The sequence below is a fragment of the Streptomyces sp. NPDC031418 genome (genome assembly GCF_055581605.1).
On the sequence record NZ_JBVIJC010000014.1, the window covers coordinates 95078 to 109079 of the forward strand.

At 70.1% G+C, this 14002-nt stretch carries 18 protein-coding genes and 1 pseudogene; 11 read left to right on the forward strand and 8 right to left on the reverse strand.

The window, feature by feature from the left end; genetic code table 11:
* Positions 1-87: 87 nt before the first annotated feature.
* On the reverse strand, positions 88-906 hold the full coding sequence (locus ACZ5CZ_RS22170; protein ID WP_468945273.1) for a PaaX family transcriptional regulator: 819 nt from the start codon (positions 904-906) through the stop codon (positions 88-90).
* A gap of 118 nt (positions 907-1024) precedes the next feature.
* On the opposite strand from ACZ5CZ_RS22170, the gene ACZ5CZ_RS22175 reads away from it, so the two are divergent.
* The 8 genes from ACZ5CZ_RS22175 (at position 1025) to ACZ5CZ_RS22210 (ending at position 7777) form a co-directional block, all read left to right on the forward strand.
* The gene (locus ACZ5CZ_RS22175; RefSeq protein WP_468945275.1) at positions 1025-1927 is read left to right on the forward strand and encodes an SDR family NAD(P)-dependent oxidoreductase; all 903 of its coding nucleotides are present in this window, start codon (positions 1025-1027) and stop codon (positions 1925-1927) included.
* Positions 1928-1956: 29 nt separating this feature from the next.
* Positions 1957-2829 carry an amidohydrolase family protein gene (locus tag ACZ5CZ_RS22180; RefSeq protein WP_468945277.1) on the forward strand — a complete coding sequence of 291 codons (873 nt, stop codon included), beginning with the start codon at positions 1957-1959 and terminating at the stop codon, positions 2827-2829.
* A 22-nt stretch (positions 2830-2851) separates the two neighbouring features.
* On the forward strand, positions 2852-4345 hold the full coding sequence (locus ACZ5CZ_RS22185) for an acyl-CoA synthetase (RefSeq protein ID WP_468945279.1): 1494 nt from the start codon (positions 2852-2854) through the stop codon (positions 4343-4345).
* Between the two features lie 31 nt (positions 4346-4376).
* Entirely contained in the window at positions 4377-4832 is a 456-nt protein-coding gene (locus tag ACZ5CZ_RS22190; protein ID WP_385845330.1) for a MaoC family dehydratase, read from the forward strand.
* A complete protein-coding gene (locus ACZ5CZ_RS22195; RefSeq protein ID WP_468945282.1) occupies positions 4829-5584 on the forward strand; it encodes an IclR family transcriptional regulator in 756 nt (251 codons plus the stop codon). Before ACZ5CZ_RS22190 ends, ACZ5CZ_RS22195 begins: the two co-directional genes overlap by 4 nt.
* 81 nt (positions 5585-5665) lie before the next feature.
* Entirely contained in the window at positions 5666-6676 is a 1011-nt protein-coding gene (locus ACZ5CZ_RS22200; protein ID WP_468945284.1) for an aromatic ring-hydroxylating dioxygenase subunit alpha, read from the forward strand.
* Positions 6673-6846 (forward strand): hypothetical protein, encoded by a 174-nt coding sequence (locus tag ACZ5CZ_RS22205; protein WP_468945287.1) that lies wholly within the window; start codon positions 6673-6675, stop codon positions 6844-6846. Before ACZ5CZ_RS22200 ends, ACZ5CZ_RS22205 begins: the two co-directional genes overlap by 4 nt.
* Positions 6839-7777: a PDR/VanB family oxidoreductase gene (locus tag ACZ5CZ_RS22210; protein WP_468945289.1), complete on the forward strand. Its 939-nt coding sequence runs from the start codon at positions 6839-6841 to the stop codon at positions 7775-7777. The genes ACZ5CZ_RS22205 and ACZ5CZ_RS22210 overlap by 8 nt, the downstream gene beginning before the upstream one ends.
* Here the strand turns inward: ACZ5CZ_RS22210 and ACZ5CZ_RS22215 are convergent.
* Positions 7692-8172: pseudogene (locus ACZ5CZ_RS22215) on the reverse strand (FAD-dependent monooxygenase); the annotation flags it as partial. The gene ACZ5CZ_RS22210 and the pseudogene ACZ5CZ_RS22215 sit on opposite strands and share 86 nt — an antisense overlap.
* Positions 8173-8772: 600 nt before the next feature.
* Between ACZ5CZ_RS22215 and ACZ5CZ_RS22220 the strand changes: the two are divergent.
* Positions 8773-9879, forward strand: a complete 1107-nt coding sequence (locus ACZ5CZ_RS22220) for an exonuclease domain-containing protein (RefSeq protein ID WP_468945291.1) — start codon at positions 8773-8775, stop codon at positions 9877-9879.
* A gap of 14 nt (positions 9880-9893) precedes the next feature.
* Here ACZ5CZ_RS22220 and ACZ5CZ_RS22225 read toward each other — a convergent pair whose 3' ends face one another.
* The 3 genes from ACZ5CZ_RS22225 to ACZ5CZ_RS22235 form a co-directional block, all read right to left on the reverse strand.
* Positions 9894-10427, reverse strand: coding sequence for a GNAT family N-acetyltransferase (locus ACZ5CZ_RS22225; protein WP_468945293.1), 534 nt, complete (start codon positions 10425-10427; stop codon positions 9894-9896).
* A 27-nt stretch (positions 10428-10454) separates the two neighbouring features.
* Positions 10455-10910: a nucleoside triphosphate pyrophosphohydrolase gene (locus ACZ5CZ_RS22230; RefSeq protein WP_468945296.1), complete on the reverse strand. Its 456-nt coding sequence runs from the start codon at positions 10908-10910 to the stop codon at positions 10455-10457.
* Positions 10911-11393: 483 nt separating this feature from the next.
* The gene (locus ACZ5CZ_RS22235) at positions 11394-11540 is read right to left on the reverse strand and encodes a hypothetical protein (protein ID WP_468945298.1); all 147 of its coding nucleotides are present in this window, start codon (positions 11538-11540) and stop codon (positions 11394-11396) included.
* Between the two features lie 174 nt (positions 11541-11714).
* On the opposite strand from ACZ5CZ_RS22235, the gene ACZ5CZ_RS22240 reads away from it, so the two are divergent.
* Entirely contained in the window at positions 11715-12038 is a 324-nt protein-coding gene (locus tag ACZ5CZ_RS22240; protein WP_468945301.1) for a hypothetical protein, read from the forward strand.
* A gap of 84 nt (positions 12039-12122) precedes the next feature.
* The gene (locus ACZ5CZ_RS22245) at positions 12123-12473 is read left to right on the forward strand and encodes a hypothetical protein (protein WP_468945303.1); all 351 of its coding nucleotides are present in this window, start codon (positions 12123-12125) and stop codon (positions 12471-12473) included.
* A 232-nt stretch (positions 12474-12705) separates the two neighbouring features.
* On the opposite strand, the gene ACZ5CZ_RS22250 is transcribed toward ACZ5CZ_RS22245, so the two are convergent.
* The 3 genes from ACZ5CZ_RS22250 to ACZ5CZ_RS22260 all read right to left on the reverse strand — a co-directional run bounded on the left by ACZ5CZ_RS22250 (position 12706) and on the right by ACZ5CZ_RS22260 (position 13810).
* Positions 12706-12891 carry a hypothetical protein gene (locus tag ACZ5CZ_RS22250; RefSeq protein ID WP_385845342.1) on the reverse strand — a complete coding sequence of 62 codons (186 nt, stop codon included), beginning with the start codon at positions 12889-12891 and terminating at the stop codon, positions 12706-12708.
* 88 nt (positions 12892-12979) lie between these two features.
* Entirely contained in the window at positions 12980-13453 is a 474-nt protein-coding gene (locus ACZ5CZ_RS22255; protein WP_468945306.1) for a hypothetical protein, read from the reverse strand.
* Positions 13454-13732: 279 nt separating this feature from the next.
* Positions 13733-13810, reverse strand: coding sequence for a hypothetical protein (locus ACZ5CZ_RS22260; protein ID WP_385845466.1), 78 nt, complete (start codon positions 13808-13810; stop codon positions 13733-13735).
* Positions 13811-14002: the final 192 nt, after the last annotated feature.

Consider the following 14002-nt stretch of genomic DNA (forward strand, 5'->3'; position numbering starts at 1 on the left):
ATGTAGGGCGATTTTTTGGCGAGGGTCAAAAGATTGCCCAAGATCTGCCGATGGCCATGCCGCGGACCGACATCGCGGGAGATTGCGTCAGTGCACCGGGATCGTGTCCAGAACTCGCTGGGCCTCCGCCCGCGCGGCGGAGGCGCAGCGCCCAGCCAGCGCGCGGAAGAGCTCCTCGGCGCGGATCGCGGGCCAGTCGCCGGGCAGGTGTTCCGCGGGCAGGTGCGGGTCGCGGCGGACCAGCTCGAGCCAGTCGGTGTGCAGCAGCAGCTGCCCGCCCAGCGGGTCCGCACCGCCGGCGTCGGGCTCGCTCCAGCGGTCCAGGAAGGCGTGGTACTCGGCGGCGATCGAGGCGGTGTCGAAGGCCGACTCCACCACCTGCGCCGCCTCCGTCGGCTCCAGGACGGTGCCGCGGAACACCCGGAGGTGGGCGGCGAGGGAGAGGTCCGCCAGGAGCGCTTTGACGTCCACGACGCCCGGCGCGACCCACAGGCCGCTCTGCAGCGGACCGAAGCCGCCCCAGGTCAGGCGGGAGCGCAGATCGTGCCGCTCGCGCCGCCAGGCCTCGGGAAGGGAGAAGCCGACCAGCGTCCACTGGCCGTCCCAGTCGCGGTTGACCGCGCCGGTGCGCCAGACGCGGTCGTGCCCGTCCTGCAGTACGGCGACGGCGCGAGGGGTCAGCGCGAAGTACATCTTCCGACCCTGGCGGTGCCGCTCGAGCAGGCCGCGGTTGACCATGCGGGTGAGGGTCGAGCGAACGGCCTCCTCGGTGACGCCGATCCTCGCGAACACGTCGATCACGCAGGCGGAGGACAGGGCGATGTCCCGGCCGAGCACATGGATGCCGAAGAAGGTGAGCATCAGCGACTGGGGGCGCGGGGCGAGATCGGGACTGGTCACGGGCACAGCGTAGGGCGCCCGGCGACCCGCGTGTGAATGCGCCCAAATATTCGGCAGGTCCATTGACCGCCGACAGGAACCTGCCTAAGTTGAGCGCACCGCCCCCTAGCCAAGGAGCACTCCCATGGATCTGAGCGGCAAGGTCGCCGTCGTCACCGGCAGCGGTCGCGGACTCGGACTCGCCTATGCCAAGGCCCTCGCCGCTGCGGGCACGGCCGTCGTGGTCAACGATGTGGACGGCGACGCCGCGGCCACCGCCGTCAAGGAGATCGGGTCCGCCGGCGGTCGAGCCGTCGCCGAGGTCGCCGCGGTCGGCACCACCGAGGCCGCCGAGGCCCTGGTCGCGCGCGCGGTCGAGGCCTTCGGGCGGCTGGACGTCATGGTCACCAACGCGGGCGTGCTGCGCGATCGGGTGCTGTGGAAGATGACCGACGAGGACTTCGACACCGTGGTCCAGGTCCATCTGCGCGGCACCTTCACCTGCGTCCGGGCAGCCGTGGAGCGGATGCGCGAGCAGGGAGAGGGCGGGCGGATCATCGTCGCCGGCTCCCCCGCCGGGCAGCGCGGCAACTTCGGCCAGACCAACTACGCGGCTGCCAAGGCCGGCATCGCCGCCATGGTGCGCACCTGGGCGATGGAGCTGGCCAAGGCCGGCATCACCGCCAACGCCGTGATCCCCGTCGCCGCCACGGCGATGACCAAGACCATCCCGGTCTTCGCCCCGCACGTCGAGGCTCTGGAGCAGCACGGCACCCCGCTGCCCGACAGCCTGCGCAAGGGCGAGGGCTTCGGCACCGCGGAGGACGTCGCCCCGCTGATCACCTTCCTCGCCTCCGACGCCTCGGCCGCGATCACCGGGCAGTGCATCGGCATCGGCGGGGACAAGCTGGCCCTGTGGTCGCACCCGCAGGAGATCTCCGTCGCCTACGCGGACGGCGGCTGGAGCGCGGAGGCCATCGCCGCCGCCTGGCCGGTCACCGTCGGGCGCGTGCCGGAGACCTACGGCATCCCGGCCCCGAGGATCTGAAGGCCAGAGAATACGAAGGGAGTCACCCCATGAACGTGGACGAGCTCGTCGCCATCGACGTCCATACGCACGCCGAGGTGTCCTCGCGCGGCCAGGGTTCGCTCTCCGAGGAGCTGGACGCCGCCGCCGGGGCGTACTTCAAGGCGGAGCACCGCCGCCCGACCCTCCCGGAGATCGCCGCGTACTACCGCGAGCGGAGGATGGCCTGCGTGGTCTTCACCGTGGACGCCGAGGCCGCCACGGGCACCCCGGCCGTCCCCAACGAGGAGGTCGCCGAGGCCGCGCGGGAGAACCCCGATGTGATCATTCCCTTCGCCAGCGTCGACCCGTACAAGGGGAAGATGGCCGTGCGGCAGATCCGCAGGCTGGTCGAGGAGTTCGGGGTCAAGGGCTTCAAGTTCCACCCCAACGTCCAGGCATTCCACCCCGATGACCGCATGGCCTACCCGCTGTACGAGGCCATCGAGGAGGCCGGCGCGATCGCCGTCTTCCACACCGGCCAGACCGGGATCGGCGCCGGCGCCCCCGGCGGTGGCGGCATCCGGCTCAAGTATTCCAACCCGATGCTGATCGACGACGTCGCCGCCGACTTCCCCGGGATGCCGATCATCCTCGCCCACCCGTCCTTCCCCTGGCAGGACGAGGCGTTGGCGGTGGCCACCCACAAGCCGCAGGTGTACATCGACCTTTCGGGATGGTCGCCGAAGTACTTCCCGCCGCAGCTGGTCCAGTACGCCAACAGCCTGCTCAAGGACAAGGTGCTGTTCGGCTCCGACTACCCGCTGATCAGCCCGGACCGCTGGCTCGCCGACTTCGCCGGGCTCCCGGTCAAGGACGAGGTCCGTCCGAAGATCCTCAAGGAGAACGCCGCCAGGCTGCTCGGCCTCGACAAGCAGCAGTGACGCCAGACAAGGGAGTCCCGCGTTGCAGAACCAAGGCATCGGGTCCTGGCCCGCCCGCAGGGCCCGCAAGACCCCCCACCGCACCGCCCTGCTCCACGAAGAGCGCGCCACCAGCTACGCCGAGCTGCACGACCGGACCACCCGCCTCGCCCACCTGCTGCGCGCACGCGGCGTGCGGCAGGGCGATCGTGTGGCCTTCCTGGGGCCGAACCACCCCGCCTTCCTGGAGACCCTCTTCGCCGCCGGGCAGCTCGGCGCGGTCTTCGTCCCGCTCAACACCCGACTCGCCGCACCGGAGCTGCGCTACCAACTGCGGGACTCGGGCAGCCGCCTGCTACTGACGGTGCGTCAGCCCGGGTCCGCCGAACTCTCCGCGCATGTGGAAGTGCTGGAGGCTGAGGGTGACGGTTACGAGACGCTCCTGGCCGGGGCTTCGACCGATCCGCTCGACGTGCCGGTCGGTCCGGACGACCTGTGCATGATCATGTACACCTCGGGGACGACCGGCCGCCCCAAGGGCGCCATGCTCACCCACGGCAACATCCTCTGGAACAGCCTCAACGTCCTGGTCGACGTGGACCTGTCGACCGACGAGGTCACCCTGGTCAGCGCACCGCTGTTCCACACCGCCGCACTCAACATGACCTGCCTGCCCACCCTGCTCAAGGGCGGCACGGCCGTGCTGGAGTCCGCCTTCGACCCGGCCCGCACCCTGGAGCTGATCGAACGCCACCGGATCACCTGCCTGTTCGGCGTCCCGGCGATGTACGACGCAGTAGCCGCGGAGCCCGGCTGGGCGGAGGCGGACCTCGGCAGCCTGCGCAACCTGCTGTGCGGGGGCGCGCCCGTGCCGACCCGGACCATCCGCCGCTACCTCGAGGGGGGCCTGGCCTTCGTCCAGGGCTACGGCATGACCGAGGCCTCGCCCGGCGTCCTGCTCCTGGACCGGCAGGACGCGCTCTCCCACGCCGGAACGGCGGGCGTACCGCACTTCTTCACCGACGTACGGCTGGCGGACCCGGCCGGCGATCCGGTCGGGGTGGACGAGCCGGGAGAGGTGCTGATCGCCGGGCCCCATGTCACGCCCGGCTACTGGGAGCGCCCGGAAGAGACCGCTGCCGCCTTCCGGGACGGCCACTGGTTCCGCTCCGGCGACATCGCCGCGGTGGACGCGGAGGGCTACATCCGGCTGGTGGACCGGCTGAAGGACATGTTCATCTCGGGCGGCGAGAACGTCTACCCGGCCGAGGTCGAGGACGCCCTGCTGGAGCACCCGGCCGTCGCCGAGTGCGCGGTCTTCGGCGTACCCGACGAGAAGTGGGGCGAGGTCGGCCGCGCCGTCGTCGTCCTGCGGCCGGGCGCCGAAGCCGGTGCCGAGGAACTGATCGCCCACCTGGACGGGCGGCTCGCCCGCTACAAGATCCCCAAGTCGGTGCTGTTCGCCGACGCCCTCCCGCGCAGCGGCGCGGGCAAGCTGCTCAAGGGCCCGCTCCGGGCCACCTACAGCCAGCGCTGACCACCCTTTGACCCCTCGGAGAGGCCTCCCCATGTCCCGTACCGTCAACGGCATCGCCGAACTGCTCGAGCTCGGCGGCGCCGACCTCGGCCACAGCGAGTGGCTGGAGATCACGCAGGAGCGGGTGAACACCTTCGCCGACGCGACCGGCGACCACCAGTGGATCCACGTCGACGTCGAACGCGCCAGGACCGGCCCCTTCGGCGGCACCATCGCCCACGGCTACCTGAGCCTCTCGCTGCTCATCCCGCTGTGGAGCGAGCTGCTGAAGGTCCAGGGCGTCGGCATGGCCGTCAACTACGGCCTCAACAAGGTCCGTTTCCCCTCACCGGTCCGCGTCGGCGCCAAGATCCGCGCCCAGGGCGCAATCGCGTCAGTCGTCGAGGTCAAGGGCGGCGCGGAGGTCACCGTCGATCTGACCGTCGAGATCGACGGACAGCCCAAGCCCGCCGTCGTCGCCCAGGCCGTCTACCGTTTCTACGCATGACCGACCCGGCCCCCCGTTCGGCCGCCGACCGGCTGCTCGCCGTACTGGCGGCCTTCGGGCATGCCGGCCCGGCGCTGTCGCTGACCGAGATCAGCAGGCGCGCCGGCCTCACCCTGCCGACCACGCACCGCCTCGTCGGCCTACTGACGGCCTGGGGTGCACTGGAGCGCGACCCTGGGGGCGTCTACCACATCGGCCTGCGGCTGTGGGAGCTCGGCGCCCTCGCCCCTCGCGGCCTCGCCCTGCGCGAGGCCGCGATGCCGTTTCTGGAGGACCTGTACGAGGCCACCCATGAGAACGTCCAACTCGCGGTGCGGGACGGTCTCGAGGTGGTCTACATCGAGCGGATCTCCGGCCGCTCGGCCGTGGGCGTGCGCACCGAGGTCGGCGCGCGATGGCCGCTGCACGCGACAGGAGTCGGTCTCGTGCTGCTCGCCCACAGCGCCGCCGAGGTACAGGAGAAGTATCTGTCAGGGGAGTTGGCCGGCTTCACTCCGTTCACCACGACCGATCCGGTGCGGCTGCGCAGGATGCTCGCCGAGGTCCGCCGCGCCGGCTTCGCCGTGAGTGACCGTCAGATAACCGATGACGCGCTGTCGGTGGCGGCGCCGGTGCGGAACGCGCGGGGAGATGTGGTGGCTTCGGTGTCCGTCGTGGTGCCGGTCGAGGGTTCGGCGCCGAGCGCGCTGGTTCTCGCCGTCCGGGTCGCCGGGCTGGGCATCTCCCGCGCTCTGGGACGGACTTCCACCTGACGGAAGTCCCGTTGTGGGCGGTGTCGCGGCCCTGCGAACCTCGTCGCACCCACACCCAGTTGTCAGTGACGGGAGCGCCCCATGGCCACCGCATTCGCCCGCAACCAGTGGTACGTCGCCGCCTACGGCAGCGAGATCGGCCGCGAGCTGCTCGGACGGTCGATCCTCGGCGAGCCGCTCGTCCTCTACCGCACCGAGGAGGACGGGCGTGTCGTCGCTCTCGCCGACCGCTGCGTGCACCGCCGCTACCCGCTCTCGGCGAGCCGCCTGGACGGCGACCGGATCGTCTGCGGCTACCACGGCTTCACCTATGACACCACCGGCACCTGTGTGTTCGTCCCCGGCCAGCAGCGCATCCCGCGCACAGCCCGGGTCGCCGCCTATCCCGCGGTCGAGCTCGACTCCTTCGTCTGGGTCTGGGTCGGCGATCCGGCGCTGGCCGACGAGAAGCTGATCCCGCGCGCCCCGCACCTGGCGGACCCGGAGATGGTCACCGTCTGCGGCATGGAACCGATCGACGGCGACTACGGGCTGCTGGTCGACAACCTGATGGACCTCTCCCACGAGACCTATCTGCACGCCGGCCACATCGGCACGCCGGAGGTCGCCGGGACGCCCATCACCACCGAGGTCGACGAGGCCGCCGGGATCGTCCGGGTCTCCCGCCACATGCCGAACGCCGAGTGCCCGCCCTTCTACGCCCGTTCGACGGGCATCGAGGGCCGGATCACCCGCCTGCAGGACATCGAGTACTTCGCTCCCTGCCTCTACCTGCTGCACAGCCGGATCATGCCGGTCGGGCAGGACGCGCCGGTGTTCCGCACCGAGATCACCTACGCCATCACCCCTTCCGAACCCGGCAAGGTCTACGACTTCTGGGCCGTCTCCCGCGACTTCGCGACCGACGACGCCGAAGTCACCGCTTTCCTACGGGACTTCAACCACCAGGTGGTGATGCAGGACGTCGACGCCCTGAACCTGCTGCAGCGCGCACTGGACAGCGAGCCGGCCGGCTACCAGGAGCTCAGCATCAACATCGACACCGGCGGCCTCGCCGCCCGCCGCATCCTCGCCAAGCTGGCCGCCGAATGACCGGCCCCTCCAGCGACACGGTCAACCGCATCGACTGGCAGCCGGGCACCGACCTGCTGCACGGCACGTGCCACTGCGGCGCGCAGCACACAGCCGACGATCCGGTCGAGCTGTGGAGCTGGCTGCTGGCCCACCCGGAAGGACACCCGAGCGAGGCTCCGGATGACTGAGAACCTGCACACCGTCGTCGTCACCGACCGCCGCCGGGAGGCCGACGGCGTCATCTCCCTGGCCCTGCGGGGCAGCGGCCTTCCCCCCTGGGAGCCGGGCGCGCACCTCGATCTCATCCTCGCCGACGGGTTGGAGCGCCCATACTCGCTGTGCGGGGACCCGGCGGAACGGGACGTCTGGCGGATCGCCGTGCTGCGCGAACCCGAGGGACGGGGAGGATCGGCCTTCGTGCACGAGCGGCTACGGGTCGGCGAGACCGTACGGGTGCGGGGACCGCGCAACAACTTCCCGCTGCGGCCCGCCGATCGGTACCTCTTCATCGCCGGTGGGATCGGCATCACCCCCATCCTGCCGATGCTGCGGGCGGTGGAGGCGGCCGGCGCCGACTGGTCCCTGCTCTACGGCGGACGCACACGAGGTTCCATGGCCTTCCTCGACGAGCTGACCGGCCGCTACGGCCAGCGGGTGGCAGTCCGGCCGCAGGACGAGACCGGTCTGCTGGACCTGTCCGCCTATCTGGGCGCCCCGCAACCGGACACCGCCGTCTACTGCTGCGGTCCGGGCCCGCTGCTTGACGCCGTCGAGCAGTACTGTGCGGCGAACGGCGGGCCGGAGCCACGGATGGAACGCTTCCAGCCGCGGGCTCAGGCTGCCTCTCCTGACGCCCCGTTCGAACTCGTACTGGCCCGCTCCGGCCTGACCCTGTCCGTCCCGGAGCACACCTCCGTCCTGGAGACCGTTCGAGCCGCGGGTGTCGAGGTGCTCTTCTCCTGCGCCGAGGGCACCTGCGGGACCTGCGAGACGGACGTCCTGGAGGGCGTCCCCGACCACCGCGACTCACTGCTCACGGCGGAGGAGCGGGCGGCCGGGGAGACCATGATGATCTGCGTCTCCCGCTGCCGGGGAGAGCGGCTGGTCCTGGACCTCTGAGTCGAGGAACCCATACCTGATCGTACGTCAGAAGAAGATGGTACGAGAAGTGCTCGGCCCGCCAGACGCGTTCGAGGCAGGTGTCGGAGTAGGTGTCGAGCAGTTCGGTGGATCCGGTCCTGTGGAGTTCGGCGAACGCCTGGGCGAGCACGATGACCTCGGTGGCGGGGAGGTTGAGGCCCTTGGCGCCGGTCGGGGGATGATGTGGGCCGCGTCGCCGGCCAGGAGCACCCGCTCGGGGCGCATCGGTTCGGTGACGTGGGCGCGCATCGGCAGCACCGACTTGGCGGTGATCGGGCCGCGCGCCGGCTTCCAGCCCGGTTCCTGGCGAGTGGGAGCCGGGCGTCGAGCTCGTCCCAGATCCGTTCGTCGGACCAGTCGGCCGCATCGGTGCCGCCGGTGGCTGCCTGCTCCCCCGTGTCCAGGATGAAGACGCCTTCCACCCAGCGATGGCTTCCCAGCAGAAAGGCCCAGAGCGGTCAGCACAGCGCTTTCCCCGCCGTCGTTGTGACCGGCCAGGATGGTCGGGCTACTGACCGGGATGTCCTCCACACGAGCCAGAGAGCGGAATCCGCGCACGGAGAGGCTTACAGGTACCGAGGAGGCGTGTGAGGCACCGACGCAGAACGTCATGCTAGAGGCACACCAGGCAAGGGCCGGGCCATTTCCCCCGGTTGAGCCTATGACGGCATGACTGGCACCATCGGTCCTGCCCCGTCCCGTCATTGCCTCGCTTTGCCAGGCCACCGAACTTCGCCCGCGGGCGCGGCGGCCGCGACCTTTGCCTTGGCGGCGATGCCCCGGGCCCCATGCCATGGGCAGAGCACGCAGAGGAGGAGGGCTGCTGACGCGGTGTCGATCATCATGCGTTTCGTCGACCGCCTAGGGCGAGTACTCGGACCGCAGGGCGCTGCCAGGGGCTCGCTCCGTGGTTTTACGATCAGCCAGTCTGCACCGGGCGGTCCGGCCTGGTGCCCCGCCCACAGGACAGGTGCATGTTCTTCGACTCTCGCGCCCCCGAGCCGTTCCTTGACGCCTTGATAGAGGAGCTGCCCTACGCATGGAACGGATCCTGCACGGGTCCTCAACTGCCCGACAGCCACCAGGAGCTGCTGCGTCAACGGGATCTGGCCCACGACGCCCGGGCCTGGGCTCGCTTTCTTTGGCCGGGTGAAGCCACGGGGCCCGGCGAACGGCTGATGCTGTCCTTGGGTGACGACGTAGTCCGCTACGGAGTCACTGTGGGATCGCTGTCGAGACCGGACGACGCACCGTCCTTGTTCATCTCCTCTACTGGCGGGCTAGCGGATGAGGAGGGGGAGTTCCACAGGCTGCCCCGCACCAGCACTCCCGGCGAGGTGGCGCACGTCCTGTGCCGGATGGCCCGTGCCGCGGACCGGCGTACGATCGAGAAAGAACTGCAGGAGGCCTCAGCCGAGGGACGCCACAGGGCCGGATGGTTCCCTGGCGGACGGATCATCGTTCTCGATCTGGAGACGACCGGTCTCAACACAGAGACGGCCCGCGTCGTGGAGGCTGCCTGGCTGCTGGCCGACCATCGTGCCCTGGCCTGGGACAGCATGCTGATCAATCCGGGTGTCCCTATCCCCGAGGACGCCTACAACGTCCACAGCATCAACGACAGACTGGCCCGCAGCGAAGGTGCGGCCCCCCTTGAAGCCCTTGACGCACTCGTCAGCGTCCTGGCCAAGCACATCAGCAACGGCGCCACACTGGTGATCTTCAACCGCACCTTCGACCTGCCACTGCTGGACGCGGAATGCCGGCGCCACGGACTTCCCACGCTAGCCGACCGACTCGGTCAGCATGTCCAGGCCGTGGATCCGATGCGGATCAGCCAGCAAACCAGGCGTCGAGGCAGTCACGCACTGAGCGATCTGGCGGCCCTGTACTCCCCCGGAAACCTCGCCGCGCACACCGCTCTGGGCGACTGCCTGGCCACCTGGGACGTCCTGGCCGCGCTGTGCCGCGGCGAACACGCCAGCCGCATCGTACGGCTGCTGTCACGCTGGCACGAGAACCCTCGCATTGACGAGCCGCTCACGGTACGGCACCTGCTCGCCTGCAGCAGCGGCTGGTGAAGAACCACCGCGGTTCACGCCTGGAACTCGGTGAGATCGATGGCGTGCACATGCAGGGGGTAGCCGTACACCGGGTGTGCCGTCTCCCGCTCGGGCACCATGCCGAGCTTGCGGATGACGTTCTCGGAGGCGTTGTCCCCCACCCGGTTGATGCTGATGACGCGGTCCAGGCCGCGGTCCTGGAGCGCGAACTCAAGCGTGGCGTGCGCGGCTTCGGACGCATATCCCTGGCCCCAAAACTGTGAGCCGATCCGCCAGCTGATCGCCACGGCGGGCATCACCTCCGGCAGGAACTCGGGCACGGTCAGTCCCGTGAAGCCGATCAGTTCGCCCGAGGCCAGCAGCTCGACTGCGAAGAGCCCGAAGCCCTCCTCGTCCCACTCCTCCTCCCACCGCTCGATGTCATCGGCCGTGTGGTCCAGGTCGCGCACCGAGCCGTCGTCGATCCAGCGCATAACCCGTGGGTCCGCATTGATGTCCGCCATCGGCGCAAGGTCGTCGTCGTGCCAGCTACGAAGGAGGAGGCGGGGTGTGCGGATCTCGGTCATGCGCCCATCCTGCCGAAGGCAAGCGCCTCATCGGTAATCCGCGGGTCGCCGCGAGTCGCGACGAGGCGGCCGAACTCCTCTTCGTGAGCCCTGTCTACCGCCGATCCTCCCGGGCACGGGTGTGCGCCGGGCCCACCGGCCAAGCGCGGCTTGCCGAGATGCGCCGTAACCGCTCCGCAGCCTGAATAGTGGGAAGCAGCGCTCACCAGCCTTGGCCTCACGGATCTTCTCCATCTGATCCGCATCGACTCCCAGGTCCGCGGCGAGCGCGCGCACGACCTCCAGCACGTCTGCGAGTTCCTCAGGCGCCGAGTCCTCATCCGCCTCAAGGAACTCGGCGACTTCCTCGCCGAGCTTGTCCCGCAGCCGGCTGCGTAATTCCTCCCGGCCCGCGGTGCAGGTGACCGGCTCGGCACCGTCCTCCCGGATAACCTGCGGAAACCGGTCCCGCACCAACGTGCCGTGCCTGCTGTAGGGCTCCACCCGTGCTCCCCGCAGCCTTCGTGAGGCGGTCGCCGGACGCCGCCCCTTCATGCCGCCACAGCCCAGGCAAGTCGCCTCACCACTCGCCGTACGAACCGCCAATCCCACCCGTTCGCAAGCAGGTGCCGCTCCTCGGTCCGCCGGTCGGCGTGACGCGATCGCTCTTGAGCCGGAAGCGTCTTCGCATCTGCAGGGAACAGGGGTTCCTCAAGGCGCTCCATGCCTACAGTGCGGCGGACGAGCACGCCCTGAAGAACTTCATCCTCGGCCGGATCCCTGCGGCTATCAGTACCGCCTGGGTCGAACTTCAGGACTGGGTGGACAGGACCCACGACCAGATGAAAGGCGGCGGCCAGCGAGCCGTCACGCCCCGCGCGCCCCAGCCGACCACCTGGTTCCAGTCGACCTCGTCAGGGAGCACGTACCACCGGAGGAGGCGGCGGTCGGCGAGAGGCCGGCCCGCCTCGCCGCACCCGCCGCAGGCTACGGGCCCAGCGGGGCGTCGTCGGCGGCCAGGCTGCTGGCCGGGGCGGGCGCGGGGAGCTGCTGGTAGGCGTCCTCACCGCGGGCCTGCTCGATCGCGTGGAACAGCGGCAGAAGGTAGACGCCTTGGAAGGCCTGCGTGCTCATGCCCGGCAACGGTAGAACGCAAGGGCCGCGCGAGGTAGCCGTTTCGATGCCCTTGGTCGGGGCGCGCCGGTGAGACGTGAGCTGGGCTGGTGCCAGCCGCTCGTCCGGGGGGGCAAGGCGCGCTTTCTGGCCAGTACTCACAGGTAGCGGTACGGGAGACCGGCTGGTGGGGGCATGATCGCGGTTGTGATGCGCGACGACATGCCCGCTAGCGTGCGGTGGGAGATCCTGATGCACGAACGGTTCAGCGGCGTGTGGATCTGCAAAGACCTCGGCCGCGCGACCACCCGTGCGGACCCCGCCGAGGTGGGCCGGGCCGTTCTGGCCGCCTACCTGGCCGGCCTGGACAGCCGGGGCGAAACGTTCCGCGTCGTCGTCCGCACCGACCACGGCAACCACGTCGTCATCACTGCCGACCAACTCACCGCCCCCGGCTGGGAAGCAGACCCGGCCGTCTGCCAGGCGCTGCCCGCCTACCTTCGCAGCGCCCTCACCTGACGTCGGGCCCACGACGACCCACATCATCCGTCCTGCCCCGGCCGCCGAAAGGATCCGTTTGGGCCGGGGGCCGGCCTGGCGAGGGTGGTCGAGGCCGTCGAAGCCGCCCACCCGGACCTGCGGGAGCGTTTCCGCGCGCAGCTGGCCGAAGAGTTGGAGCAGGAGTCGGACGAGGACGGCCGGGACTACCTCGTCGAGCAGCTGTGGCCCGCGGTGATCGCCTACGCGGTCACCCTGGCCACCCAGGAGCAGGAACGCCCGGGGTATCGCCCGCCCTGGCACGTACTGTCCGACTCCTTCGAGCCGGGGACGCTGGCCGGCCACTTCCGTCAGATCGGCAGCAGCCTCGACGCCCACGATCTGGGGGTCTGCTTCACCCTGGAGGTCGGTCTCCAGGTCGTCGCCGAGGCGCTGGGCTGGAACATCCGCTACTGACCAGTGTCATGCGGCCGGTAGTCCTGATGCGCGGGCCACGCCGCGGGTACACGCCACCGCCGCCGAGCCCCTTCAGGACGGGCACAGCGACCCGGTAGGAGCAGCACATCACGGAGTCGGGGAGGGCTGGGTGACCAGCCGGACCTGCCTGACCGCACAGCGCCGGGCGGCCAGGCGGGAGGGGGACGGCCGCATGCCTGTGTGCTGCTCTCCGGTGGCAACGGTCGCCGGTTTACAGGGCGCTGGGAAGCTGCTTCGGCTCGAAGACGTTCTGCGGGGTGCTCCGCTGGGAGGTGGACGCCAGGAACAGGACCTGTGCCAAGTCGCGCTGTATCCGGTCGGCTTCCCCTCGGACCTGGACGGGGATGTCGCCGCGCTCGGCGACGAGGCGGTCGTAGACGGGAGTCTGCGAGAACACGGTGGAGAATTCCTTTCAGCAGGCGGTTCGCCGGGCTAGCGCAGCATACGGGCCCGGCGATCATTCCCCCTTTGCCGGGGCACAGCATTCAGGCCAGGACGGCGGGAACGGCGTCGTCGAACGTCCAGTCGCCGTCGAAGAGGGTGGCGAGCAGGCGGGCATGGTCGTCGGGGAGCTGGCCTGAGCGGTGCCGGTGGCCGGTCTTGGCGAGCCAGGCGCCGATCTTGACGGTGTCGCCGTCGACGCGGATCGTCTCGCGGGCGGCGGGGGCGCGGCCTTCGCGATGCAGGAAGAGTTCCAGGAGCTGGACGGTCTCGGCGAAGGTGCAGCGGGCTCGGCGGGCGGGGGTGAGCGGGTTGGTGTCGGGGGTGAGGTCGAGGGCGGTCATCAGCTGCTGCTGGCCGGGGGTGAGGGCGGGCCAGGCGGCCAGCTGGCGGTGCAGCCAGGAGCCGATCTTCACGCCGGCGAGCTGGGTGTCGCGGGTGAGGGTGGCCGGGTCGGCGCCGGTGGCGAGGTAGATGCGCAGCAGGTGGTGTGTGCGGTGCCAGTCCGGGGGTGGCACGCCTGGCGCCCTGCCGTCTACGCCGTTCCCAGGGATCGGCGACGCCCCGGTCTTCCACCGGACTGCCTTCCTTCTCCCCATGCGCCACCGAATCCCGGCGGTGTCCAGCACACAAGAGTAGACAGCCACCGTCCACCCGGTCCGAGGGTGAGCCGAGGCCCCCGTTGTTCGGGCGGCCTCGGGTCACTCAAGCCTCGGCGTCGCGTCACGCTGGACCACACGCAGAAGCTCCTCCCCTGTCCTATCCGCCGCCCAGCGGCTTACGGGGTACACGATCTGTCACTTCCCGAACCGCGACGGCAAGTCACGCCACGGGATACCGGTCCGTACGTCGCACAGAATTCCGTTGATCACCATGCGATGGCACTTTCACCGACCGCCCCGACCGACCGACGTCGGCACGCTGAAGGGCGTCGCGTAGCGGGGTGTTGGTTCTTTCCACAGCCATGCCGACGGAAGCCTGGTTGACCAGGGCGCCGTCTGGGAGGCGGAAGCCGCCGCCGGAGCCCCTGGTCTCGTGGACGGCGCACGGAGGGTCGAACCCAGGTC

What these genes read in the sequence shown, in the direction of transcription:
- ACZ5CZ_RS22190 (WP_385845330.1), top strand. Translation starts at nt 4,377, where the DNA reads ATGTCCCGTACCGTCAACGGCATCGCCGAACTGCTCGAGCTCGGCGGC.
- ACZ5CZ_RS22210 (WP_468945289.1), top strand. Translation starts at nt 6,839, where the DNA reads ATGACTGAGAACCTGCACACCGTCGTCGTCACCGACCGCCGCCGGGAG.
- ACZ5CZ_RS22205 (WP_468945287.1), top strand. Translation starts at nt 6,673, where the DNA reads ATGACCGGCCCCTCCAGCGACACGGTCAACCGCATCGACTGGCAGCCG.
- ACZ5CZ_RS22260 (WP_385845466.1), bottom strand. Translation starts at nt 13,810, where the DNA reads ATGGTGATCAACGGAATTCTGTGCGACGTACGGACCGGTATCCCGTGG.
- ACZ5CZ_RS22175 (WP_468945275.1), top strand. Translation starts at nt 1,025, where the DNA reads ATGGATCTGAGCGGCAAGGTCGCCGTCGTCACCGGCAGCGGTCGCGGA.
- ACZ5CZ_RS22195 (WP_468945282.1), top strand. Translation starts at nt 4,829, where the DNA reads ATGACCGACCCGGCCCCCCGTTCGGCCGCCGACCGGCTGCTCGCCGTA.
- ACZ5CZ_RS22220 (WP_468945291.1), top strand. Translation starts at nt 8,773, where the DNA reads ATGTTCTTCGACTCTCGCGCCCCCGAGCCGTTCCTTGACGCCTTGATA.
- ACZ5CZ_RS22235 (WP_468945298.1), bottom strand. Translation starts at nt 11,540, where the DNA reads ATGAGCACGCAGGCCTTCCAAGGCGTCTACCTTCTGCCGCTGTTCCAC.
- ACZ5CZ_RS22225 (WP_468945293.1), bottom strand. Translation starts at nt 10,427, where the DNA reads ATGACCGAGATCCGCACACCCCGCCTCCTCCTTCGTAGCTGGCACGAC.
- ACZ5CZ_RS22180 (WP_468945277.1), top strand. Translation starts at nt 1,957, where the DNA reads ATGAACGTGGACGAGCTCGTCGCCATCGACGTCCATACGCACGCCGAG.
- ACZ5CZ_RS22200 (WP_468945284.1), top strand. Translation starts at nt 5,666, where the DNA reads ATGGCCACCGCATTCGCCCGCAACCAGTGGTACGTCGCCGCCTACGGC.
- ACZ5CZ_RS22240 (WP_468945301.1), top strand. Translation starts at nt 11,715, where the DNA reads ATGATCGCGGTTGTGATGCGCGACGACATGCCCGCTAGCGTGCGGTGG.